The 22967-nt window shown below is 69.1% G+C and carries 18 protein-coding genes; 10 read left to right on the forward strand and 8 right to left on the reverse strand.

The genetic code is table 11. From position 1 onward, the window contains the following. The first annotated feature begins 176 nt into the window (after window positions 1–176). The gene (locus ACYVKA_RS15670; protein WP_394274972.1) at window positions 177–482 is read left to right on the forward strand and encodes a hypothetical protein; all 306 of its coding nucleotides are present in this window, start codon (window positions 177–179) and stop codon (window positions 480–482) included. On the opposite strand, the gene ACYVKA_RS15675 is transcribed toward ACYVKA_RS15670, so the two are convergent. Further along, window positions 476–1798, reverse strand: coding sequence for a serine hydrolase domain-containing protein (locus ACYVKA_RS15675; RefSeq protein ID WP_460707127.1), 1323 nt, complete (start codon window positions 1796–1798; stop codon window positions 476–478). The genes ACYVKA_RS15670 and ACYVKA_RS15675 overlap by 7 nt on opposite strands. Window positions 1799–1896: 98 nt before the next feature. Between ACYVKA_RS15675 and ACYVKA_RS15680 the strand changes: the two genes are divergently transcribed. Next, window positions 1897–2484: an SH3 domain-containing protein gene (locus ACYVKA_RS15680; protein ID WP_460706828.1), complete on the forward strand. Its 588-nt coding sequence runs from the start codon at window positions 1897–1899 to the stop codon at window positions 2482–2484. Window positions 2485–2550: 66 nt separating this feature from the next. Here ACYVKA_RS15680 and ACYVKA_RS15685 read toward each other — a convergent pair whose 3' ends face one another. The 4 genes from ACYVKA_RS15685 to ACYVKA_RS15700 are packed head-to-tail and all read right to left on the reverse strand — an operon-like array spanning window position 2551 to window position 8760. Beyond that, window positions 2551–3327: an NUDIX hydrolase gene (locus ACYVKA_RS15685; protein ID WP_394274969.1), complete on the reverse strand. Its 777-nt coding sequence runs from the start codon at window positions 3325–3327 to the stop codon at window positions 2551–2553. A gap of 3 nt (window positions 3328–3330) precedes the next feature. Beyond that, a complete protein-coding gene (gene glgB, locus ACYVKA_RS15690; protein WP_460706830.1) occupies window positions 3331–5265 on the reverse strand; it encodes a 1,4-alpha-glucan branching protein GlgB in 1935 nt (644 codons plus the stop codon). A 2-nt stretch (window positions 5266–5267) separates the two neighbouring features. After that, window positions 5268–6677 carry a maltokinase N-terminal cap-like domain-containing protein gene (locus tag ACYVKA_RS15695; RefSeq protein ID WP_460706832.1) on the reverse strand — a complete coding sequence of 470 codons (1410 nt, stop codon included), beginning with the start codon at window positions 6675–6677 and terminating at the stop codon, window positions 5268–5270. Between the two features lie 10 nt (window positions 6678–6687). Further along, window positions 6688–8760 (reverse strand): alpha-1,4-glucan--maltose-1-phosphate maltosyltransferase, encoded by a 2073-nt coding sequence (locus ACYVKA_RS15700; RefSeq protein WP_460706834.1) that lies wholly within the window; start codon window positions 8758–8760, stop codon window positions 6688–6690. Between the two features lie 82 nt (window positions 8761–8842). Here ACYVKA_RS15700 and ACYVKA_RS15705 point away from each other — a divergent pair, with 82 nt between their 5' ends. Beyond that, window positions 8843–11401 (forward strand): glycogen/starch/alpha-glucan phosphorylase, encoded by a 2559-nt coding sequence (locus ACYVKA_RS15705; protein ID WP_460706836.1) that lies wholly within the window; start codon window positions 8843–8845, stop codon window positions 11399–11401. Window positions 11402–11501: 100 nt separating this feature from the next. Here the strand turns inward: ACYVKA_RS15705 and glgX are convergent, their stop codons facing one another. Next, window positions 11502–13730 carry a glycogen debranching protein GlgX gene (gene glgX, locus ACYVKA_RS15710; protein WP_460706838.1) on the reverse strand — a complete coding sequence of 743 codons (2229 nt, stop codon included), beginning with the start codon at window positions 13728–13730 and terminating at the stop codon, window positions 11502–11504. A 234-nt stretch (window positions 13731–13964) separates the two neighbouring features. Between glgX and ACYVKA_RS15715 the strand changes: the two genes are divergently transcribed. Genes ACYVKA_RS15715 through ACYVKA_RS15730 form a run of 4 tightly spaced genes read left to right on the forward strand, consistent with a single transcriptional unit; the run spans window position 13965 to window position 17452 of the window. After that, window positions 13965–15140, forward strand: coding sequence for a cysteine desulfurase family protein (locus ACYVKA_RS15715; protein ID WP_460706840.1), 1176 nt, complete (start codon window positions 13965–13967; stop codon window positions 15138–15140). Further along, window positions 15137–16228 carry a tRNA 2-thiouridine(34) synthase MnmA gene (gene mnmA, locus ACYVKA_RS15720; RefSeq protein WP_460706842.1) on the forward strand — a complete coding sequence of 364 codons (1092 nt, stop codon included), beginning with the start codon at window positions 15137–15139 and terminating at the stop codon, window positions 16226–16228. The genes ACYVKA_RS15715 and mnmA overlap by 4 nt, the downstream gene beginning before the upstream one ends. Next, window positions 16225–17229 carry a uroporphyrinogen decarboxylase/cobalamine-independent methonine synthase family protein gene (locus ACYVKA_RS15725; protein ID WP_460706843.1) on the forward strand — a complete coding sequence of 335 codons (1005 nt, stop codon included), beginning with the start codon at window positions 16225–16227 and terminating at the stop codon, window positions 17227–17229. The genes mnmA and ACYVKA_RS15725 overlap by 4 nt, the downstream gene beginning before the upstream one ends. A gap of 16 nt (window positions 17230–17245) precedes the next feature. Next, window positions 17246–17452 (forward strand): hypothetical protein, encoded by a 207-nt coding sequence (locus ACYVKA_RS15730; RefSeq protein ID WP_460706845.1) that lies wholly within the window; start codon window positions 17246–17248, stop codon window positions 17450–17452. 12 nt (window positions 17453–17464) lie between these two features. Here ACYVKA_RS15730 and ACYVKA_RS15735 read toward each other — a convergent pair whose 3' ends face one another. Further along, on the reverse strand, window positions 17465–18571 hold the full coding sequence (locus ACYVKA_RS15735) for an acyltransferase family protein (RefSeq protein WP_460706847.1): 1107 nt from the start codon (window positions 18569–18571) through the stop codon (window positions 17465–17467). A gap of 156 nt (window positions 18572–18727) precedes the next feature. Beyond that, window positions 18728–19372 carry an ACT domain-containing protein gene (locus ACYVKA_RS15740; RefSeq protein WP_460706849.1) on the reverse strand — a complete coding sequence of 215 codons (645 nt, stop codon included), beginning with the start codon at window positions 19370–19372 and terminating at the stop codon, window positions 18728–18730. 106 nt (window positions 19373–19478) lie between these two features. Here ACYVKA_RS15740 and gatC point away from each other — a divergent pair, with 106 nt between their 5' ends. From gatC to gatB, 3 genes are read left to right on the forward strand one after another with little or no spacing between them, the layout of a single operon-like run. Further along, window positions 19479–19775, forward strand: coding sequence for an Asp-tRNA(Asn)/Glu-tRNA(Gln) amidotransferase subunit GatC (gene gatC / locus ACYVKA_RS15745; protein ID WP_394277656.1), 297 nt, complete (start codon window positions 19479–19481; stop codon window positions 19773–19775). Next, entirely contained in the window at window positions 19775–21280 is a 1506-nt protein-coding gene (gene gatA / locus ACYVKA_RS15750) for an Asp-tRNA(Asn)/Glu-tRNA(Gln) amidotransferase subunit GatA (RefSeq protein ID WP_460706852.1), read from the forward strand. Before gatC ends, gatA begins: the two co-directional genes overlap by 1 nt. Further along, window positions 21277–22767 carry an Asp-tRNA(Asn)/Glu-tRNA(Gln) amidotransferase subunit GatB gene (gene gatB, locus ACYVKA_RS15755; protein WP_460706854.1) on the forward strand — a complete coding sequence of 497 codons (1491 nt, stop codon included), beginning with the start codon at window positions 21277–21279 and terminating at the stop codon, window positions 22765–22767. The genes gatA and gatB overlap by 4 nt, the downstream gene beginning before the upstream one ends. Window positions 22768–22967 lie beyond the last annotated feature (200 nt).

Genomic DNA, 22967 nt, shown 5'->3' on the forward strand with positions numbered 1-22967 from the left:
TCTCGCCGACGCCCTCAGGCCGGCAAGGGGTCGACCAGCAGGTGGCAGGGGAGTGGCCCCCGCAGTGTGGGGCTGCCGACGGGGGCCTCGTGCTGGGATGGTCCGCCGTCGAGACCGGCCTCGGGCACCGATACCTGACCCTGGCGGTGCGCAACTGCGCGAACAGACCCGTGTCGGTGCCTGCCCGAGTGTCGCTGACAGCCCGGGATGCCGAGGGGGTGCAAATCCCGCTGGAACTCCTGTGGCAACCGTCCCGGATCGACACTGAGGTCATCCCCCGCGGCCTGGTCTTCCTGAGCCTCCACTGGATGAGCAATGGTCACTGCGAGCGGGGCGCGGCCTCCCTGACGGCCAGCCTTGCCGGAGTCGAACACACGGCGACAGGATGCCTCCAGCTGGGCAACTTCGAGACCGACGAGGCCTTCAGTGACAACTCCTCCGAGGTGCGGATCGGCTGGACCAGGAAACCTCAGGCTCAGTGACGCTCCCGCCAGGCCTCCTCCGGCCAGCTGGTCATGCCGCCCTGGCGCACCGACCGAACCCGGCCGTGGGCGTCACGGGTGAACAGGTAGTCCTCACCGGTGGCGCCGTAGGAGTCCTCGGGCTCTGCGCGCAGGGTGCAGTCGTCCACCACCTTGAGCACGGTGGCGTCCTCGTGAGGCGTGGTGCTGGAGGCGGGGATGACGTAGAGCCGGGTGCCGAGCAGGGCGATGTCCTCGATGCCCCACAGGCAGCAGTAGCGGCCGGTGAAGGATGTCGGGTCGATGCCCTCGGGAACCTCGGCGGGCCCGGGCCCCTCGGCCTCCACGATGCGGTCCAGCAGGCGCACGATCTGCGTCGCCCACTGGCTGGCCGGGCCGCCCAGGGTGTTGGTGAGCACGCTCACGCACAGGCCTGACTCCGCGTCGAGCCAGCTCTGCGTGATGTGCCCGGGCCAGCCGCCCGAGTGGCCGACGAGCATCCGGCCGTTGACCTCCACCATCTGGAAGCCGAGCCCGTAGAAGCGCTCCCCGCCGCGGGTGATGCGTGACTCGCGGCGCTGCATCAGCCGCTTCGACGCATCACTGAGCAGCTCGTCACGGCCGAAGGAATGGCAGACGAGGTAGCGGGTCACCTCCTCGGCGGTGGAGTAGAAGCCGGTGGCGGCCGCCTCGGCATTGCTGGGCACGTCGTCGATGACGGCCCGCTCGTCGGCTGCATCGAGGCGGATGCCGTGCGCACCCGCCAGCTCACTGCGTCGCTCTGCCGGAACCTCCGGCCCGGTGCTGACCAGCCCCAGCGGATCGACGATGTGCTCGATGACGTAGTCGAAGTAGGACTGGCCACTGGCGGCCTCAATCACCAGTCCCAGCAGGGAGTAGCCGATGTTGGAGTACTTGAAGTGCTGGTTGGGCTCGAAGACGGCCTGCTCGCGGGCGAAGGCGAGCACCCCGTCACGGTCGGGGAAGTCGCCGTCAAGCTGCCAGTAGTCGGAGTCGGAACCGTCACGGTTCACGCCGGACTGGTGTCCCAGTAGTTCGCGCACCGTGACGCGCGCCATCGGGCTGCCGGCCAGCTCCTCGATCCATTGCTCCACGGCATCGTCGAGCCGCAGCCGACCGGCCTCCACCAGCTGCAACACGGCAGTCGCGGTGAAGGTCTTGGAGTGCGAGGCGATGTGGAACAGGTGCGCAGTGGTCAGGCCCTCGCCGGTGCGCAGGTTCGAGCTGCCCAGGGCGAAGCTGGCGCCCAGCTCGTCGCCCACCCGGATGGCCACCTGGACCCCAGGCGTGTGCGAGAAGTCGCGCTGGCGCTCCAGCCAGCACTCACCAGCTAACCGCGCACAGGATCACGAACAGTTACACCACGTGCCGGGACTTGACCACCCCCCCGGGGCCCACGACGAAAGGTAGACCGATGACTGCCACCACCCGCCGTATCCCCACCCTCATCCTCGCCGGCACCATGGCTGCCGGCACCGGGCTCGCCGTGAGCGCCCCTTCCGCCGCGGCCGCGGACACGTACCCCACGGGGGTCGTCACTGCCAGCCGGCTGAGTGTTCGCGAGGTGCCTTCCACTGACTCCACCAGCTATGGCACCTTTGCCAAGGGCAAGAAGATCACCCTGCTGTGCAAGGTGACCGGTCAGTCCGTCGGCGGCAACTCCACCTGGTACCAGCTCCCCGGCGAAGGTGCGATCTACGTCTCGGGCCGCTACATCGCCACGAAGACATCGGTGCCCCAGTGCACCGGTACCGGCGTCGTGAAAGCGACGCTGACCGCCGACCAGTGGATGCGTCGAGCACCCAGCACGAGCGACGCGAAGGTGCGCGTCGCCAAGAAGGGCACTGTGCTCACGCTGCGGTGCGGCGTGTCCAAGGGCCTGACGGGCAAGTGGTTCTACACCAGCGATCGCATGTGGGTGTCCGGCGCCAACCTCAAGGGAGCCAGCCTGGTCACCAAGCCCGGTGAGTGTCTGCGGCCACTGAGCAGTGACGTCACGTGAGCGAGCACGTCAAGGCCCGGGATCTGCACCTGACCGTCGCCCGGCGGGGTGTGGATCCCGGGTCGCTCACCCGATCGCGACGCCGTCCTCGCTGAAGCCGGTGAAGCCGCCCAGCACCAGACTGAGCCGTCGGCCCGAGATCTCGGAGACGCGAGAGACGACCTCGGCGGGATCGACCCAGTGCAGCGCCTTGATCTCGCGCGCCTCGGGGACCAGCGAGGCCACCTGCTCGTCGGAGAGCACCCCGGCGTCGTAGATGAACTCCAGCGCGTCACTCCAGCCCAGGCTCGGGGGCATCCAGTCGACCAGGACAGGGGAGCCCAGCTGCACGTGCAGCCCCAGCTCCTCCAGCACCTCGCGCTCGGCCCCCACCCGCGGCGGCTCGCCCGGCTCCACGACACCACCGGGCAGCTCCCAGTCCTCCTTGTAGGTGGTCTCCTGCAGCAGCACCTGACCGAGCTGGTTGCGCAGCACGACGTGGCCGATCAGGCGCTTGGTGGGAAGCACCGTCTCCATCACCGAACTGAAGCCCATCGGGCCATAGACCACGTCACCGGCCAGACGGGCGTAGAGCAGCACGTCCACGAAGACGCCATCGGCAAGGCCCATGCCGTGGCGTCGCACGCCCTCGCGCCGGAAACCGGCGCGGTGCAGCGCAGTGCGGGCCATCACGTCGGTGGCCGGGATGGCGACCTCCACCCGGCGCACCTCATGGCCGAGCAGCACGTCGTCGGCGGCGAGGCTCACGGCCTTGGCCAAGGTCTCGGGATCGACGGCACCATTCCAGCCGATGACGCCGACCCCGTCGTTGACCTCGACCGTGACCGTGAACTCCTCGGCCATGGCTCAGGCGATCCCGGTGTCGCCGGGCAGCTGCGCGGTCGCCTCGGGGTCGTACTTGAGCCAGATGGCACCCAGCGGCGGGATGCAGACCGTCGCACCGGCGCCGTCACCCCACGGTGCGGCACCGCTGCGGGCGATGACCTGGCCGTAGTTGCCGTAGTTCCCGTCGCCGTCGTAGACGGGGGCATCGGTGTTCAGGATCTCGCGCCACACACCGGGCTTCGGCAGCGAGATGCCGTAGGTGGTGTGCGGGTTGGGCGAGAAGTTGAACAGGCAGGCCACCATCGAGCCCTTCGAGTCCTTGCGGACCCAGGCGAAGACATTTCCCTGGGCGTCGTCGGCCACCACCCAGTCGAAGCCTGCCGGATCATTGTCCAGCTCGTAGAAGGCCGGCTCGCAGCGGTAGATCTCGTTCATGTCCTTGAACATGCGCTTGAGACCGCCGTGGCCCCACATGTCGGCCGTCCACCAGTCCAGCCCGCGGGACTCGCTGAACTCGCTGCGCTGCGCGAACTCCTGGCCCATGAAGATGAGCTGCTTGCCCGGGAAGGACCACATGAAGGAGTAGAAGGTGCGCAGCGTCGCGAACTTGCGCCAGTCGTCCTGGGGCACCTTCTCCAGCATCGAGCCCTTGCCGTGCACGACCTCGTCGTGGCTGATCGGTAGCACGAAGTTCTCCGAGTAGGCGTAGACCATCGCGAAGGTCATCAGGTGGTGGTTGTACTGGCGGTTGAACGGGTCGGCCTCCACATAGCGCAGGGAGTCGTTCATCCAGCCCATGTTCCACTTGAAGCCGAAGCCCAGGCCGTCGTGGTGCACCGGACGGGTGACGCCGGGGAAGCTCGTGGACTCTTCGGCGATCATCAACACACCCGGGTGGCGCTCGTAGAGGTGCTTGTTGGTGTACTTCAGGAAGTCGATCGCCTCGAGGTTCTCACGGCCACCGTAGACATTGGGCACCCACTGGCCCTCTTCGCGGGAGTAGTCCAGGTAGAGCATCGAGGCGACGGCGTCGACGCGCAGGCCGTCGATGTGGAATTCGCTGATCCAGTACAGCGCATTGCTGACCAGGAAGCTCTTCACCTCGTTGCGGCCGTAGTTGAAGATGTAGGTGCCCCAATCCATGTGCTCGCCCTGGCGCGGGTCGGCGTGCTCGTACAGGGCGGTGCCGTCGAAGCGGCCCAGGGCCCACTCGTCCTTGGGGAAGTGGCCGGGAACCCAGTCGAGCAGCACGCCGATGCCGGCCTGGTGCAGCTTGTCGACCAGGTGACGGAAGTCGTCGGGACGGCCGAAGCGGCTCGTCGGCGCGAAGTAGCCGGTCACCTGGTAGCCCCAGGAGGGCTCGAAGGGGTGCTCGGCGACGGGCATGAACTCGACGTGGGTGTAGCCCTGCCACGTGACGTACTCGACCAGCTCGTCGGCCAGTTCGAGGTAGCTCAGCCCCTTGCGCCAGGAGCCCAGGTGCAGCTCGTAGACGCTCATCGGCTCCTTGTGGGCCTGGGTCCTCTCGCGCTGGGCGATCCACTCGTCGTCATTCCAGACGTACTGTGAGTCGTAGACGATCGAGGCGGTCGACGGCGCGGACTCGCAGAAGGAGGCCATCGGGTCGGCCTTCTCACGCCAGACGCCGTCGGCGCCCTTGATGCGGAACTTGTAGAGGGTGTCGGTGCCCCGCTGTTCGATGAAGCGGCTCCACACGCCGGTGCCGGGCAGCCGGTACATCTGGTCGCCGCTCCAGAAGTTGAAGTCGCCGATCAGCTGCACGTCCTGGGCATTCGGTGCCCAGACGGAGAAGCGGGTGCCCGTGACGGTGGCCCCGTCATCGGTCGGAATGGTGACGACCCTGGCACCCAGGCGCTTCCAGAGTTCGGTGTCACCACCGCTGTGGAAGCCCTCCATGTCCCAGCCGGTCAGTCCACCTGCGAGGTCGTATCCCATGGTCACTTCTCCTGCTCTGCAGCCGGTGCTGCGGTTTCGGTGCTGGGGGCAAGGGCCTCCAGCGCGGACAGCGGAATGGCGACCCAGTCGGGCCGGTTTCGCGTTTCGTAGACGACCTCGTAGACAGCCTTGTCGGCCTCGTAGGCCGACAGCAGCTGCTCGTCGACAGCCCCCGCCCGGCGCTGGTAGCCGTCGAGGAAGGCGGTGCGCACACCGTCCAGCCACTGCTGGGCGGCCTCGGCGCGGGGATCGGGGAAGGCGCTGGTGGCATAGCTGAAGCTGCGCAGCATGCCTGCGACGTCGCGCAGCGGGCTGTCGGGCAGCAGCCGCTCCGCGAAACTCTTCATCGGCTCGCCCTCGAAGTCGATGATCTTCCAGCCCTGCGGGGTGCGCAGGGTCTGGCCCAGGTGGAAGTCACCGTGCACGCGCTGTGCGCGCACCTGTCGGCCCCCGAGGCCGGCGAAGAGCGTCGAGAGCGCCGCGCGGTGGGCCTCCAGGCTGGGGGCCTGGGCGGCGGCCTCGTCCAGTCGGCGGTCCATGGTGGCGGCCACCTCGTCACCGGGCACTGTGCTGGGGCCGAAGGTGTCGGCCAGGGCGACGTGCACCTCGGCCAGCGCCTCACCCAGTGCGCGGGCGTCGCCGACGAAGTCGCGGCCGCCAGCCGCCTCGGCGGTGGCCCGCTCCCAGCCGTCCTCGGCATCGCGCAGCAGCTCGCTGACCATCATCAGGTCGACGCGCTGGGGCTCCGGCGGCTCGGCACCGTCCACCCAGCCCTCGTCGCTGAAGGGGGTCAGGAAACCCGAGACCCAGCCATACAAGCGCGCCGCAGAGCCGACGTGCGCACGGCCCAGGGCGTCGTGCATCTGGATGTCGAGGTTCGGACCCACCTCCAGCTTGCGGAAGATCTTGAGCAGCGCCACGTCGCCGAGCAACACATTGGTGTTGGACTGCTCGCCACCGAAGATGCGAGGCTCCAGGTCGCCGCGCAGACGCGCCCCGTCGACCAGGATTTCCTGCCAGGCCTGGGGCTCCTGCGAACCGGCGAGGATGGCGCGCAGCACGCCCCGCATCGCCTCCGGATCGCGCGGTGCGTCGTGCGCGTAGCCCAGGGCCGCGTCGACGGCCGGGCCGATGAGGCACTCGTCCAGTGCTTCGGGACGGTAACTGACCAGGAGCTGGTAGTACTCGACGCTGTCGTCGGGGTAGGCGATCGTGACGTACTCGGCCCGCACCGGCACCTCGTCGCCACCGGGGGCGACGAGCCACTCCGGCTGCTCCAGGCCAGCCAGCTGTCCGTCGCGCCCCTTGCCGCCGAACCAGCGGGCCCCGGTCACGAAGGCGCCCAGTGCCTCGATCGCGTCCTGCTGCACGGGCTCGTGGTTCTGCTCGCTCATCTGTTCCTGTTCACTCATGCGGCGCGGCTCACAGCTGCGTCACGCGGAAGACGTGGGCGGGGTTGCCGGGGTGCAGGGCGACGAAGCCGCGCGCACCCCAGGTCCAGGTGCCGCCGCCGAGCTCGTCGTGCACCTCGACCATGGCGTGCTGGTCCAGCCCCAGGGCGCTCATGTCGAGGTAGACCTCGCTCTCCTGCGCATTCCACGGGTCCAGCGAGCAGACGACCAGGATGCGGTCATTGCCCTCCGTCTTGGAGTAGACGATGACCTGCTCGTTGGTGGCGTGGTGGAAGTCGATCTTGCGCAGCTGCTGCAGGGCAGGGTGCTCGCGACGGATCTCGTTGAGCCGGCCGATCAGCACCGACAGGTTGGGCTGGCGGTCGAAGTCGCGCGGGCGGTACTCGTACTTCTCGCTGTTCAGGTACTCCTCGCCACCGGGCTTGAAGACCTCGTGCTCGCACAGCTCGAAGCCGGAGTAGACGCCCCAGCTGGGCGACATGGTGGCCGCCAGGATCGCGCGGATCGAGAAGGCCGTCGGATTGCCCGACTGCAGGAAGGCCGGGTTGATGTCGGGCGTGTTGACGAAGAAGTTGGGGCGGAAGACGTGCGCCGTCTCGCGGGAGAGCTCGGTGAGGTAGGCTTCCAGCTCCCACTTGGCATTGCGCCAGGTGAAGTAGCTGTAGCCCTGGTGGTAGCCCACCTTGCCCAGTGCTTGCATCATCTGCGGCCGGGTGAAGGCCTCGGCCAGGAAGATCACCTCGGGGTGGCTGCGGTGCACCTCGCTCATGATCCAGGCCCAGAAGTCCACCGGCTTGGTGTGCGGGTTGTCGACGCGGAAGACCGTCACGCCGCGGGCGATCCAGAACTCCAGCAGGCGTAGGCACTCCCGGTAGATGCCCTCGGGATCGTTGTCGAAGTTGATCGGGTAGATGTCCTGGTACTTCTTGGGCGGGTTCTCGGCATAGGCGATGGTGCCGTCCAGGCGCGTGGTGAACCACTCCGGGTGCTCGGTGACCCACGGGTGGTCAGGCGAGGCCTGCAGGGCGAAGTCCAGGGCGATCTCGAGCCCCAGCGACTTGGCCTTGGCGACGAAGCGGTCGAAGTCCTCCAGCGTGCCCAGGTCGGGGTGTACGGCGTCGTGCCCACCGTCGGGGCTGCCGATGGCCCAGGGCGAGCCCGGATCCTGCTCACTGGGAGTCAGCGAGTTGTTCTTGCCCTTGCGGAAGGTCTTGCCGATCGGATGGATCGGGGGCAGGTAGACGATGTCGAAGCCCATCTGCGCGGCGGCCTCGAGGCGCTCGTGGGAACTCTCGAAGGTGCCCGAGTGCCACCTCTGGCCCTGCTCGTCCCACCAGGCGCCCTGGCTGCGCGGGAAGAACTCGTACCAGCTCGAGAACAGGGCGCGGCGACGGTCCACCTGGAGCGGGTAGTCGGCGGTGGGGGAGACCAGCTCGCGGGGGCCGTGGGTGGCCATGGCGCGGTGCAGTGAGGGCTGCGCCAGCGACTCCAGCAGGTCGGCAGGCTCGCGCTGGGGGATCATCACGGCAGCGGAGGCGCGCAGCACACTGGCCTGCACCTCGTCGCCAGCCGCCGCGGCATTCTCGGCAGCACGGCCGATCACGTCGCGCAGCTCCAGGCACACCAGCTCGACATCCATTCCGGCCTGCAGCTTGGCTGAGGAGTTGTGCTCCACGGTGCCCCAGACGTCCGACCATCCCTCGACGCGCAGGGTCCAGTCGCCCTCGCTGTCGGCTTGCACCCAGCCCTGCCAGATGTCGAGGCCCTTCGGCTCCTGCTGGAACATCGGGAAGCTGCGCGTGCTGCCGTCCGGGGCGGTGAGCACGGCAGTGGCGTTGACGGCATCGTGGCCTTCGCGAAAGACATTCGCGCTCACGGGGAACCACTCGTCGACGACCGCCTTGGCAGGCAGGGCCCCGTGCTCGACCACCGGGCTGACATTGGCCACGGGGATGCGGCCGAAGCCGGGGACGGGCTCGATGGAGGGGGCGGCGGAAGGCGCCGACGTGGTGCTCTTGGCAGTCTGGGCAGCGGACAACTTCTCAGTCTTGGGAGTCACGCCGCTCAGCCTAGCGGCGCCCACCGGGGGTGGCGAGGGCGTCCGGACCCGTTTCGCAGTGCGCGGACTCCCTCGACCGGGCCGCTCGGTCCGTTAGGCTCGAGGCGTGTCCACAACTGATTTCCACTCCGCATCGCCCGTACATGACGACGAGTCGCCGCGCACCGGCCGCAACCGCGGTCCGCAGTTCGAACCGGCTCATCCGCTGGCCAAGGCGCCGGTGTCCACTCCGCCCCCTACTGTCGACGGTTTCGTCAAGGAATTCCTGCACGAGCTGAACTCCAACCAGGGCGTCTCCCTGGAGAACTCCTCTGTCAATGACCAGTACATGGCGCTGGCCCAGACCGTCCGCAACTACCTGATGGCCCGCTGGCTCGAGACCGAGCGCCTGCAGCGCCAGGAGCCGCACAAGAAGGTCGCCTACCTGTCGGCCGAGTACCTGCTGGGACGCCAGCTGGGCAACAACCTGCTGTCCAGCGGGCTGATCGACATCGCCGAGGAGGCCCTGCGCCAGTGCGGCATCGACTTCGCCGTGATGCGCGCGCAGGAGGTCGAGCCCGGCCTCGGCAACGGTGGCCTCGGCCGCCTGGCCGCCTGCTTCATCGACTCGCTGGCCACCATGAACGTCCCCTGCGTCGGCTACGGCATCCGTTACGAGTACGGCATCTTCCGCCAGACCTTCGTCGACGGCAAGCAGGTGGAGCAGCCCGACAACTGGCTGGCGCTGGGCTCCCCGTGGGAGTTCCCGCACCCCGAGCACGCCGTGCAGGTGAACTTCGGTGGCCGCACCGAGACCACCACCGATGCGGACGGCAGCGAGAAGACCGAGTGGATCCCGGACTGGAATGTCCTGGGAGTGCCCTACAACTACATGGTGCCGGGCTACCTCAACGGGCGCGTCAACACGCTACGCCTGTGGAGCGCCCAGGCCACCAAGGCCTTCGACCTGCAGATCTTCAATTCCGGTGACTACGCCGATGCCGTGCGCGCGCAGACCTTCGCGGAGAACATCTCCAAGGTGCTCTACCCCGAGGACTCGACGCCGCAGGGCAAGGAGTTGCGCCTGCAGCAGCAGTACTTCTTCGTCGCCGCCTCCCTGCACGACTACATCCACAACACCCTGGAGCCCGACTTCGACCTGCACAAGCTCGACGAGCGCATCATCTTCCAGCTCAACGACACCCACCCGGTGATCGCGGTGCCCGAGCTGATGCGCATCCTGATCGACGAGAAGGGCTTCGACTTCGACGAGGCCTGGGAGGTCACCCAGCGCTGCTTCGCCTACACCTGCCACACCCTGCTGCCCGAGGCGCTGGAGGTCTGGCCGGTGGAGCTGCTGGGACGCCTGCTGCCGCGCCACCTGGAGCTGATCTACCAGATCAACGACGCCTTCCTCGAGGCGGTGCGCGCCAAGTTCGGTAATGACGAGATGCGCGTTCGTCGCATGTCGATCATCGCCGAGCACCCCTCGCGCAGTGTCCGGATGGCCTACCTGGCCACCGTCGCCGGCTCGAAGGTGAACGGCGTGGCTGCCCTGCACAGCCAGCTGCTGCGCGACAAGGTACTGCCCGACTTCAACGAGTTCTGGCCCGAGAAGTTCACCAATGTGACCAATGGCGTGACGCCGCGCCGCTTCGTGCGCCTGGCCAACCGCTCGCTGTCCAGCCTGATCTCCGACTCGATCGGCTCCGGCTGGGTCACCGACCTGGAGCGCCTGCGCGAGCTGGAGCCCTATGCCGAGGATCCCGAGTTCCGTGCCGCCTTCCGCCAGGTCAAGCGCACCAACAAAGTGAAGCTGGCCCGCCTGTTGGAGCAGCGCGACGGCATCGTCATCGACGAGAACCACATGCTCGACGTGATGGTCAAGCGCCTGCACGAGTACAAGCGACAGTCGCTCAAGATGCTGCACGTGGTGACCCTCTACAACGAGATCATCAGCGGACGTCTCGACCCCGCCACGCTCCAGGGACGCACCGTCGTCTTCGGCGCCAAGGCGGCTCCCGGTTACAAGATGGCCAAGGACACCATCCACCTGATCAACAAGGTGGCCGAGGTGGTCAATGCCGACGAGCGCGTGCAGGGCAAGCTGAAGCTGGCCTTCCCGGCCAACTACAACGTCACCCTGGCTGAGAAGCTGATCCCGGCTGCCGAGCTCTCCGAGCAGATCTCGCAGGCCGGCATGGAGGCCTCGGGCACCGGCAACATGAAGTTCGCCCTCAACGGTGCGCTGACCATCGGCACCGATGACGGCGCGAACGTCGAGATCCGCGAGAAGGTCGGCGACGACAACTTCTTCCTCTTCGGCATGACCGAGCCGGAGGTCTCCGCACTGGGCGAGAAGGGCTACAACCCGGCCGAGTACTACGAGAAGGACGAGCGCCTCAAGGGTGCCCTCGACCTGATCGCCTCGGGTGCCTTCAGCGACGGCGACCGCCAGGTCTTCGAGCCGATCGTCTCCAACCTGCTCTACCAGGACCGCTTCATGGCCCTGGCCGACTACGCCTCCTACCTCGAGGCGCAGGAGCGCGTGGAGAAGTACTACGCCGACGAGGACGCCTGGACCCGTTCGGCCGTGCTGAACGTCGCCCGCTCGGGCTACTTCAGCTCCGACCGCTCGATGAAGGACTACATCCGCGAGATCTGGCACACCCAGCCCGTGATGTGATCCGCCCCGTGGGCCGCCTGGCGGCCCACGGGCCACGGCAGACGGCGCCTCCCCGATCCATCGGGGAGGCGCCGTCGTCGTGTGGGCGTGGGCTGCGTGCTCAGCCCTTCACGGGGCTCTGCTCGCCCGAGATCGCCTCGGGCGTGATGTTCTGCTCGGCGATCTCCTCGGCCTCGGTCGGCTCCAGCTGCGCCTGGTCGACCGGGAGGGCGTCGCCGTCCTCGGAGCGCGGGGCGACCGTCGACGGCAGGATGCAGCGCAACAGCGTGACGCTACGGCCGGGCAGGTCGAACTCCTGCATCGGCGCGATCGGGTCGCCGGGCAGCTCCTCGCGGTGGGCCGTGGTGGCCATCACCTCGTAGCCGTCGGCCCACGGAGCGCCGGGCAGGCGCACCAGGACGTCATTTGCGGCTCCGTTGATCATCACCAGGAAGGCGGAGTCGGCATCGCTGGTGTACATGCCCAGGTGGCGCCGGCCACCGTCATGCCACTGCTCCTCGCGCATCTCGCCGTCCCAGCAGTCCAGCCAGGCCAGGTCGAAGCGACCGGTGGGGTGCCCCTCGGCGTCCAGCACCGGCTCGTGGCGGCGGAAGTTCTGCGAGCGCAGCGGCGCGTGGTCGCGTCGGGCGCGCATCAGGGTGGCCGACAGCTCGTGGACGTCACCCCAGCCGTCCAGGGTGTCCCAGTGGACCCAGCTGATCGGGGAGTCCTGGCAGTAGGCGTTGTTGTTGCCACCCTGGGTGCGGCCGAGCTCGTCGCCGGCGGTGATCATCGGCACGCCGGAGGACAGGATGAGCGTGGCCATCATGTTCTTCACCTGGCGGTGGCGGAAGTCGTTGATCTCCTGGTCGGTGGTCTCACCCTCCCAGCCACAGTTCCAGGAACGGTTGTCGTCGGCACCGTCGCGGTTGCCCTCGCCATTGGCATCGTTGTGCTTGATGTCATAGGTGACAAGGTCACGCATGGTGAAGCCGTCGTGGGCGGTGATGAAGTTCACCGAGCTCGACAGCGGACGCCCGTCGTGGTCGAAGATGTCGGGCGAGCCGGACAGGCGGGTGGCCAGGGTCGAGACGCCCTGGGTGGCGCCGCGCCAGAAGTCGCGCATGAAGTTGCGGTACTGGTCATTCCACTCGCTCCAGCCGTGGCCCCAATTGCCCACCTGGTAGCCGTAGGGACCCATGTCCCAGGGCTCGGCGATCATCTTGATGCCCTCGAAGGCCGGGTCGGCGGCGATGCGCTTCTTGAACTCGTGCTCCTGGTCGACGTGGTGGTTCTCGTCGCGGATCAGGGTGGTGGCCAGGTCGAAACGGAAGCCGTCGACGCCCATCTCGGTCACCCAGTAGCGCATCGAGTCGATGATCATGTTGAGCACGCCCGGGTGCGAGGTGTCGACCGAGTTGCCGCAGCCGGTCACGTCGTAGTCATTGCGCAGGTCATTGGTCAGGCGGTAGTAGCCACGGTGGTCCAGGCCACGGAAGCTCAGGGTCGGGCCCTGGTGACCGCCCTCGGCGGTGTGGTTGTAGACCACGTCGAGCAGCACCTCGATGCCGTTCTCGTGGAACTTGCTGACCATCTGCTTGAACTCGTCCACCTGCTCGCCGAGGGTTCCCACGGAGGAGTAGGAGGCGTGCGGGGCGAAGAAGCCCAGCGTGTTGTAGCCCCAGTAGTTGCTCAGGCCCTTACCCACGACGAAGGGCTCGCTGACGAAGTGGTGCACCGGCAACAGCTGGACGGTGTTGATGCCGGTCTCGAGCAGGTAGTCGATGACGGCGTCATAGGCCAGGCCAGAGTAGGTGCCACGCAGGTGCTCCGGGACGGCCGGGTGGAGCGTGGTGAAGCCCTTGACGTGCGTCTCGTAGATGACGCACTCCTCCAGGGGACGGCGCTGATCGATGGGAGTGGGGGCCGCGGAGCCGGCGACCACGACCGACAGCGGGACGGACTCGAAGGAGTCGGTCTCGTCGATCTCGTAGTTGCTCTCGGCGGTGTGGTCCAGGATCGGGCCGGAGTAGTCGACACCCGCCGTGATGGCGCGGGCATAGGGGTCGAGCAGCAGCTTGGCCGGATTGGCGCGCACACCCTTGTCGGGATTCCACTCGCCGTGGACGCGGAAGCCATAGCGCTGACCGGCCTCGACCCCGGGGACGTGGACGATCCACACCCCGTCGGGATTTCCGGCCATGTCGACATTGCGCTGGCTGCGGTCGGCATCGACCAGTGCCAGCTCGACGCGGCTGGCGCGGGGGGCCCAGAGGGCAAAACGACAACCGTCATCCATGAGCTGCGCGCCCAGGATCGAGGAGTCGACGGGGGAAGGAGTCAAAGTCATCTGCAAGGGGTGCCTTCTAGGACGTGGACCGGACCGCCCGGCCGACAGGTGGCCCGTCCGCGACCCGGAAATGGGCCGGACGAATCGGGCACGAGGCCCCATCTTGCCATCATCTGGAAGGGTAGGGGCCCACGAAGGCCGATGCACCCCGTTCTCAGCTGCCTGCGGGCTGGCGCGAGGCCGGACCAGGGCATAGCCTCGCACGGGTCCAACCGTCACCAACGACAGGCAGACATGAGCAACCAGACGATGCCGGGGGCGCCGTCCGGGCCGCGCAGCTATCTCGACCACGCCGCCTCGAGCCCGATGCGCCCCAGTGCCACCGAAGCCCTGATGAGGGGCAGCCTCGCGGTGGGCAATCCCGCCGCACTGCACGGCAGTGGACGCGCAGCCCGCGCCCTGCTGGAGGATGCCCGCGAGCAGCTCGCCGAGGCCGTGGGTGCCCACCCCAGCGAGGTGCTCTTCACCAGCGGTGGCTCCGAGGCCGACTCCATCGCGCTGACCGCTGGCAGCCGACGCCCCGGTCGTCGCAGCCTGGTGGTGGGTGCCACCGAACACCCAGCCGTGGCGACCGCGCGGCTGCGCCTGCCCGGGGTGGACGTGCTGCCCTGTGACCGCGACGGCCACCCCGACCTGGAGGCCCTCGCCGGGCGGGTCGGCGCCAGCACGGCACTGGTCTCGGTGATGAGCGTCAACAACGAGACCGGCACCCACATCGACCTCGCCCCGGTGGTGGAGCAGGCCCATGCGGTGGGGGCCTGGGCCCACAGCGACGCGGTGCAGGCCCTCGGCCACGTCCCGGTCGACTTCGCCGACAGCGGCCTGGACCTGATGAGCCTGTCGGCCCACAAGGTCGGCGGGCCTGTCGGGATCGGGGCGCTGGTGGCCCGTCGCGAGGTGGAGCTCGGCGCCTACGGCCTGGGTGGCGGACAGGAACGTGACGTGCGCTCCGGCACCCAGCCGGTGGCCCTGGCCGCTGCCTTCGCCGCAGCCGCCAAGCAGGCCGCCGAGGAGCTGGAGGTTGAGTCCGCACGGCTGGCAGGCCTGCGCGATGGCCTCGTGGAGAGGGTGCGCGCCACCATCACCGGCGCCTGGGTGAACGGCGGCGAGCGCACCAGTCCCGCCATCGTGAACATCACCTTCGATGGCACCAGGGCTGATGACGTGCTGATGCTGCTCGACCAGGCCGGGGTGGACTGCTCCACCGGCGCAGCCTGCAGGGCCGGGGTCCACCAGCCCAGCGAGGTGCTGCTGGCGATGGGGCACAGCCTGGACACCGCCCTCGCCTCGGTGCGCTTCAGCTTCGGCCCGTCCACCACCGCAGAACAGGTGGGCTCCCTGGCCAGCCTGCTGCCCGATGTGGTCTCGCGCGCCCGGACCGCCTACATGGCTGGGGAGGGCGATCGATGAGGGTCCTGGTGGCGATGTCCGGCGGGGTCGACTCTGCCGTCGCCGCGGCGCGCATGGTGGCCGCGGGCCACGAGGTCACCGGCGTTCACCTGGCGCTGAGCCGCAATCCGCAGTCCTTCCGCACGGGTGCGCGCGGCTGCTGCTCGCTGGAGGATTCCCACGACGCCCGCCGCGTCGCCGACCGGCTCGGCATTCCCTTCTACGTCTGGGACCTGGCTGAGCAGTTCAAGACCGAGGTGGTCGACGACTTCGTGGCCGAGTACGCCGCCGGCCGCACGCCGAACCCGTGCCTGCGGTGCAATGAGAAGATCAAGTTCGCCGCCGTGCTGGAGCGGGGGATCGCCCTGGGCTTCGACAAGGTCGCCACCGGTCACTACGCCCGCCTGGAGGAGGTGGACGGCCACGTCGAGCTGCGCCGCGCAGCGGACATGGCCAAGGACCAGTCCTATGTGCTGGGCATGCTGGACCAGCGCCAGCTGCGCCGATGCCTCTTCCCGCTGTGCGACACCGAGAAGGCCCAGATCCGCGCCGAGGCGCGAGAGCTCGGGCTCGGCGTGGCCAAGAAGCCGGACAGCCACGACATCTGCTTCATCCCCGATGGCGACACCGCAGGCTACCTGGGCCGAGTCCTGGGCGAGCGGCCGGGCATGATCGTCGACGTCGAGGGCACCCCGGTGGGTGAGCACAGCGGGCACCACCAGTTCACCGTCGGACAGCGACGGGGACTGCGCCTGGGCGTCCCGGCCGTCGACGGCCGACCACGCTTCGTGCTCGAGGTGGAGCCGGTCAGCAACACCGTGACGGTGGGCCCCCGCGAGCTGCTGGCGGTGCGACGCATCGAGGCGATTCGCCCGACCTGGACCCAGGAACCCGTCCCGGGGCCCTGGCGTGGACAGGCGCAGGTACGCGCCCACGGCGAGCCGATGCCCGCCACCGTCACCGCCACCGACCGGGCCATGATCGTCAAGCTCGACGAGCCCGCCGACGGCATCGCGCCCGGCCAGGCCGTCGTGGTCTACGACGGCGACCGCGTGGTGGGCAGCGCCACCATCGACCGCACCCGCGTCACCACGGGGGAGGCAGCATGAGCAGCATCCAGGCCACCGGTGTGGGATCGCTGCCCGGCACCGACATGCCCGGGGCGCTGCGCCACGTGCTGGGCAGCATGGAACTCGCCTGGCTGCCCGAGCTGCCCGCGCGCGGAGTCGGGGCCGACATGGTGGGGCGTACCGCGGCCATGTTGGAGGGCCTGGCCGTCGACCTGCAGCCGCAGGGCTGGCGGCTGGGCGAGCGCAGCGGCATCGACCACCACCGCGCGAGGTCGCTGCTGCGCGCCGACCTCGACGAGCTGGAGGAGTACGCCCAGACACACCACGGACAGGTGACGATCACCGCCACCGGACCGCTGACGCTCGCGGCGCTGATGGAGCGTCCTCGTGGGGACAAGGTGCTCGCCGACCACGGGGCACGGCGGGAGCTGGCCTCATCCCTGGGACTGGGGCTCGCCTCACTGGTCGGCGAGATGCGACGCCGGCTACCGGAGGTCCCCTGGCGGGTCCAGCTCGACGAACCATCGATGCCCGCGGTGATGAGCGGCCAGGTGCCCACCGCGTCAGGCTTCTCGCGCCTGCGGCCGGTGGACCGTCCCCTCGCATCGGCCCTGCTGGAGAAGACCACCGCGCCGCTGGCCGGGATCGACTGCCCGGTGCGCCTGCACAGCTGTGCCGCCGGGCTGGACCTGGACCTGGTGCTGCGCCGCGTGGCCGGCATCGACCAGGTGGGCCTGGATGCGCGCTGGATCACCGGACAGGACTGGGACGTGCTCGGCCCCTGGCTCGAGGAGGGAGGCCAGCTGGTGCTGGGACTGGCCCGCACCGACCAGGCCGACCAGCTGCAGCGTCCCGACGAACTGGTGCGCCGCGGCCTGGAGCTGCTGCGTCCCCTGGGGCTCGACCCGACGGTCCTGCACGCAGGCCTGGTGCTGTCGACGGCCTGCGGTCTGGCGGGCTGGAGCACCCCGGCGGCCTCAGCCCAGCTGGACGCCCTGGTGGAGGCCGCGCCGCTGCTGGCCGAGCAGCTGGCGCGCTGACGGGTAGTCTCGCACCATGCGTGGCTTCTCCGACCTGAACCTCAACGGCACCAGCCCTGCCCGGGTGCAGCCCGCCGTGGGGGAGTGGGGCCCCGAGCGGATCCCCACCACCCAGGCCAAGAAGCGACTGCGGATCTGGGTCTGTCTGGGCTTCGTCGCCTCGGTCTGCGCCCTGTGCGGACTCGGCTGGTACTTCTACAAGGTGCTCAACGGCATGGCCTGAGCCCTCGGCGCCTCAGCGGCCGAAACGGTCCGCGGCCATTCGCGTCATGGTGCGCGAGAAACGGTGGCTGGGACGCTCCACCAGGCGGAAGAAGACCTCGGCCAGCAGCAGCGCCGCGGCGATGCCCAGCACGATCGACAGCTGGCGCTGGCCGGGCAGGAGGTAGTCCATCGAGACCAGCAGCGGTTCATGGGTGAGGTACAGGCTGAAGGAACGGCTGCCCAGCCACTCCACCGTCGGGCGGGTGCCCCAGGCCTCCAGCTTCCGGTTGCCGAGCAGGTAGAGCACGATACCGCTGGCGCCCAGCACCACCAGCACCTCGCTGGCCACCGTCCACCAGTCCGTGCCCAGCGCGCCGGAGCCCACCGGCCACCAGGCCGCCCCGGCCAGCCAGATGCTCACCAGCATCCACAGCACCCCCTGCGCGCGGCTCCACCGCGCGATGGTGGCGGTGATCGCCCCGGCGTGGTGCGCGATCACGACGCCCACCAGGAAGACCGGCAGGTAGTGCAGCGAGCCCCAGTGCAGGTACTGCCCGACGGCCACCGCCGCCAGGGCGGGCAGCAGCAGGAGCCAGGAGCGGCGGCCGCAGGCCACCACGATCCAGATGTAGAGCGGCAGCAGCAGCGAGAACCACATCTCCCACTGCAGGGACCACAGCGGAGTGTTCAGCGAGCTGACGCCGAAGAGCAGCACCAGGCTGTCCAGGGTGCCGCGCAGGCCCACCTGCCCGGCATGGATCTGGGCCCACCAGCTGTGGTCGCCTCCAATGGTCCGCGGCACGACGATGGCCCAGGCCAGGGCCAGCAGCACCGAGCCGACCACGGGAAGGTAGAGGCGCGGCAGCCGACCGGCGTAGTAGGTGAGCCAGCGGCGGCCGCCCTCGAAGCGGGCCGGCGCCAGGACCAGGCCGGACAGGACGAAGAAGGCGATGACCGCTGCGCGCCCGTCCCAGAAGAGGTGGACCGGGGCCAGCGTCAGCCAGGGGTGGGTGTGCATCGCGCTGGCTGGGTCGCGGTAGACATCGGCCAGTCCGGGGACCAGCAGCAGGGCGTGGTGCACGACGACGATGAAGGCGGCCACTCCGCGCAGGCCGTCCAGGGCATGGGATCGCGGCATCCGACTGCCGGTGGCCGGCCTTGCCCCCTGTGTGGCGGGCAGTGCCCGGCGTGGCTCGCTCACGTGTCTGGTTCCCCCCGAATGGACGATCCAAACCACCCTAGGCTCGAGGTGGTTCCCCGATCGTGGCCCGGGGGCACCTTCTCAGGGGGGGTATCAGCCCCGGGGATGTCGTGCGGGCAGGTAGGACAGGGCGGCCAGGTGCTCCAACCGGTGCCGTTCGGAGGCGAGGAAGACGGGGCCCCCGGCCCGTCCGAGCAGCAGGCTGCGGCGCTCGTCGATGGGGGCGACGGCCACCAGGGTCTCCGACCAGTGGGGCAGCCACTGCGCGGGCAGGGTGACGGCGTGCGGGCGGTCGAGGGGACCGAAGCTGGCCAGGGCCGCGGCGTCCAGCTCGGGTGCCTGCGCCCCGAGGGGGCCGAGCGTGCCCGACTGGTGGTCGACCACCGCGGCCCACTGGCAGTGGAAGACCTCGGGTGCCTCGGAGACGAGGATGTCGAGCGCGCGGCCGGGGTCGTCGAGCATCGCGTCGAGCAGTTCGATGTCGCCCTGGATCCCCCAGGACTCCGGATAGCGCGAGACCCACAGCACCTTGACGCCCTCCAGCTCGTCGCAGGCGCTGACCAGCGTGTCCATCATCATGCCGGGCGGCACCGAGACGATGAAGTCGTCGACGGCGCGCTCCCCGAGGGTCTCCAGCACCTCGACGGCGATGATGTCGACGTCGACGCGTCCCATGGCGCTGGCCACCACCCCGAGGGATCCGGGGCGTGAGGGCAGTTCGACGCGCAAGAGGTTCATTACTCCACTGTGCCAAATTTTCGCGGCTGGAGACGGTGCCGGAACTGTCGGTGCCCACCCCTAGGATGTGCAAGGACGAATCCAACGACCTTCCAGGAGATGCATCGTGGCGTTGACGCCGGATGATGTGGCCCGCCTCGCGGCGCTGGCCCGCATCGAGTTGACCGACCAGGAGCTGGGCACGCTCGCCGCCCAGCTCGACGGAATCCTCGAGTCGGTGGCGAGCGTCGCCCAGGTGGCCGGTGACGACATCCCGCCCACCACGCACGCCCTGCCGCTGCGCAATGTCTTCCGGGAGGACGAGGTGCGGCCGTCGCTGAGCCCCGAGCAGGTGCTCGCCGCCGCGCCCGACGCCGAGGACGGCCGCTTCCGCGTTCCCCGCATCCTCGACCAGGAGGCCTGATGAGCACCGAGATCCTCACCGCCACCGCCGCCCAGCTGGGCGAGTGGATCGCCGCGGGAAGCCCCACCTCGGTGGAGGTGACCCAGGCCTTCCTCGACCGCATCGAGCAGGTGGAGCCCACCGTCAACGCCTTCATCAGCGTCGACGCCGAGGGTGCCCTGGCCCAGGCTGCCCGCATCGACGAGCGGATTGCCGCCGGGGAGCAGCTCGGCCCGCTGGCCGGCGTCCCCATCGGTGTGAAGGACCTGCTGTGCTACCAGGCGCTTCCCACCACGGCCGCCTCCAGGATGCTGGAGAACTGGACGCCGCCCTATGACGCGACCATCATCGAGCGCCTGCTCGAGGCGGGCCTCGTGATCGTCGGCAAGACCAACCTGGACGAGTTCGCGATGGGCTCGACCACCGAGAACTCCGCCTTCGGCGTCACCCGCAACCCATGGGACGTCGAGCGCGTCCCGGGTGGCTCAGGTGGCGGCTCGGCGGCGGCGCTGGCAGCGCTCGAGGTGCCGCTGGCGATCGGTACCGACACCGGCGGCTCGATCCGCCAGCCCGCCAGCTTCACCGGCACCGTCGGCGTCAAGCCCACCTATGGCGGCACCTCTCGCTATGGCGTGGTCGCGATGGCCTCCAGCCTTGACCAGCCGGGCCCCTGCGCCCGCACCGTGGCCGACGCTGCCCTCCTGCACCAGGTGATCGCCGGGCACGACCCGCGCGACTCCACCTCGGTGGACCAGCCGGTGCCGCCGGTGGTCGAGGCGGCCACCAGTGGCGACGTCAAGGGACTTCGGGTCGGCATCGTGCGCGAGCTCGAGGGAGAGGGCTTCGCTCCCGAGGTGATGGAGCGTTTCGAGGCCGCCGTCGCCGCCCTGCGCGAGGCCGGCGCCGAGGTGGTCGAGGTCGAGTGCCCCAATTTCGCCCATGCCGTGAGCGCCTACTACCTGGTGATGCCCAGCGAGGTCTCCAGCAACCTGTCGCGTTATGACGCGATGCGCTACGGCCTGCGCGTGGGTGACGACGGCGAGAACTCCACCGAGCAGGTGATGCGGATGACCCGCGGCGCCGGTTTCGGCCCCGAGGTGAAGCGCCGCATCATCATCGGCACCTATGCCCTGTCCAGTGGCTACTACGACGCCTACTACGGCTCGGCCCAGAAGGTGCGCACGCTCATCCAGCGCGACTTCGAGGCCGCCTTCGCCGACTGCGACGTGCTGATCAGCCCCACCGTTCCGAGCACTGCCTGGAAGCTGGGGGAGCGCATTGACGACCCGCTGGCCCTGTACGCGTCCGACCTGTGCACCATCCCGTCGAACATGGCCGGCAATGCCTCGGCCTCCTTCCCCTTCGGCCAGGCCAGTGGCCTGCCGGTCGGGGTGCAGGTGATGGCGCCGCCGATGGCGGACGATCGGCTCTACCGCGTCGGTGCGGCCCTGGAGAGGGTCATGCCCGTGGCACTGGCCCCCTTCGCGAGCGACCCGACCCAGAGCACCCAGGAGGTGCAGGCATGAATGACGAACTGATGGACTACGACGAGGTCCTGGAGCGCTTCGACCCCGTGCTGGGCCTGGAGGTGCACGTCGAGCTGAGCACCGCCAGCAAGATGTGGTGCGGCTGCTCCGCCGCTCCCGGTGGCGAGCCGAACACGCGCGTCTGCCCGGTCTGTCTGGGACTTCCCGGCTCGCTGCCGGTGGTCAACCGCAAGGCGGTCGAGTCGGCCATCCGAATCGGGCTGAGCCTCAACTGCGAGGTGGCCGAGTGGTCGCGCTTCGCGCGCAAGAACTACTTCTACCCGGACATGACCAAGGACTACCAGATCAGCCAGTCCGACGAGCCGATCTGCCACGACGGCCACGTCGATGTCGAGGTGGACGGCAGGACCTTCCGCGTCGAGGTGGAGCGGGTCCACATGGAGGAGGACGCCGGCAAGTCGACCCACGTGGGCGGCATCGGACGTATCCAGGGCGCCAGCCACTCCCTGTTGGACTACAACCGCGCCGGCGTGCCGCTGATGGAGATCGTGACCCGGCCGATCACCGGCTGCGGCGAGTACGCGCCCCAGGTGGGTCGCGCCTACATGGCCTACCTGCGCGACATGATGAAGGCGCTGGGCGTCTCGGAGGCGCGCATGGAGCAGGGCAACATGCGTTGTGACGCCAACATCTCGTTGATGCCCAAGGGCAACGACGTCTTGGGCACCCGCACCGAGACCAAGAACGTCAACTCGCTGCGTTCGGTGGAGGAGACCCTGCGCTACGAGATGCGTCGCCAGGGTGCGATCCTGGCCGGCGGCGGCAAGGTCAAGCAGGAGACCCGGATGTGGCAGGAGGACGGTGGCTACACCACCCCCGGCCGCTCCAAGGAGCAGGCGGAGGACTACCGCTACTTCCCCGAGCCGGACCTGGTGCCGATCGCCCCGAGTCGTGAGTGGGTGGAGGAGTTGCGCGCCACCCTGCCCGAGCCGCCGGCCGAACGTCGCAAGCGGGTCGTGGCCGAGTGGAGCCTGTCGGAGCGCGAGATGGGCGACATCGAGGCGATCGGTGCGCTGGACCTGATCGAGGAGACGGTGAAGGCCGGGGCCTCCCCGCAGGCTGCCCGCAAGTGGTGGACCGGTGAGCTGGCCCGTCGCGCCAATGAGGCCGGCCTCGCGCTGGACGAGGTGGGCATGGCCCCCGCGCAGGTCGCCGCGCTGCAGCAGCTGGTGGACGACAAGGTCGTCAACGACAAGCTGGCCCGCCAGGTCATCGAGGGCGTCATCGCCGGCGAGGGTGAGCCGGCCGAGGTGGTCGAGAAGCGCGGCCTGGCCGTGGTCAGTGACGACGGCGCCCTGGGGGTGGCCGTTGACGAGGTGATCGCCGCCAACCCCGACGTGGCCGACAAGATCCGCGACGGCAAGGTGCAGGCCGCCGGCGCGCTGATCGGCCAGGTGATGAAGGCGATGAAGGGCCAGGCCGATGCCGGGCGCGTGCGCGAGCTGATCATGGAGAAGCTCGCCTGATCAGCACACCTGGTAGGTGACCCCCACGAACTGGCCCACCTGACGGCTCCCGACGAGTCGCAGGTGGGCCGGCTCGATGGTGCGGGGCAGCAGTGGCTTCCCGGCGGCGAGGAAGGCCGGGGCGGGGGTGAGCGTGATCCGGTCGAGCCGTCCCGCGTCGAGTCACGGGCCGGCCAGGTCACCCCCCCGCCCTGGACCCA

It is taken from the genome of Luteococcus sediminum (genome assembly GCF_054783495.1).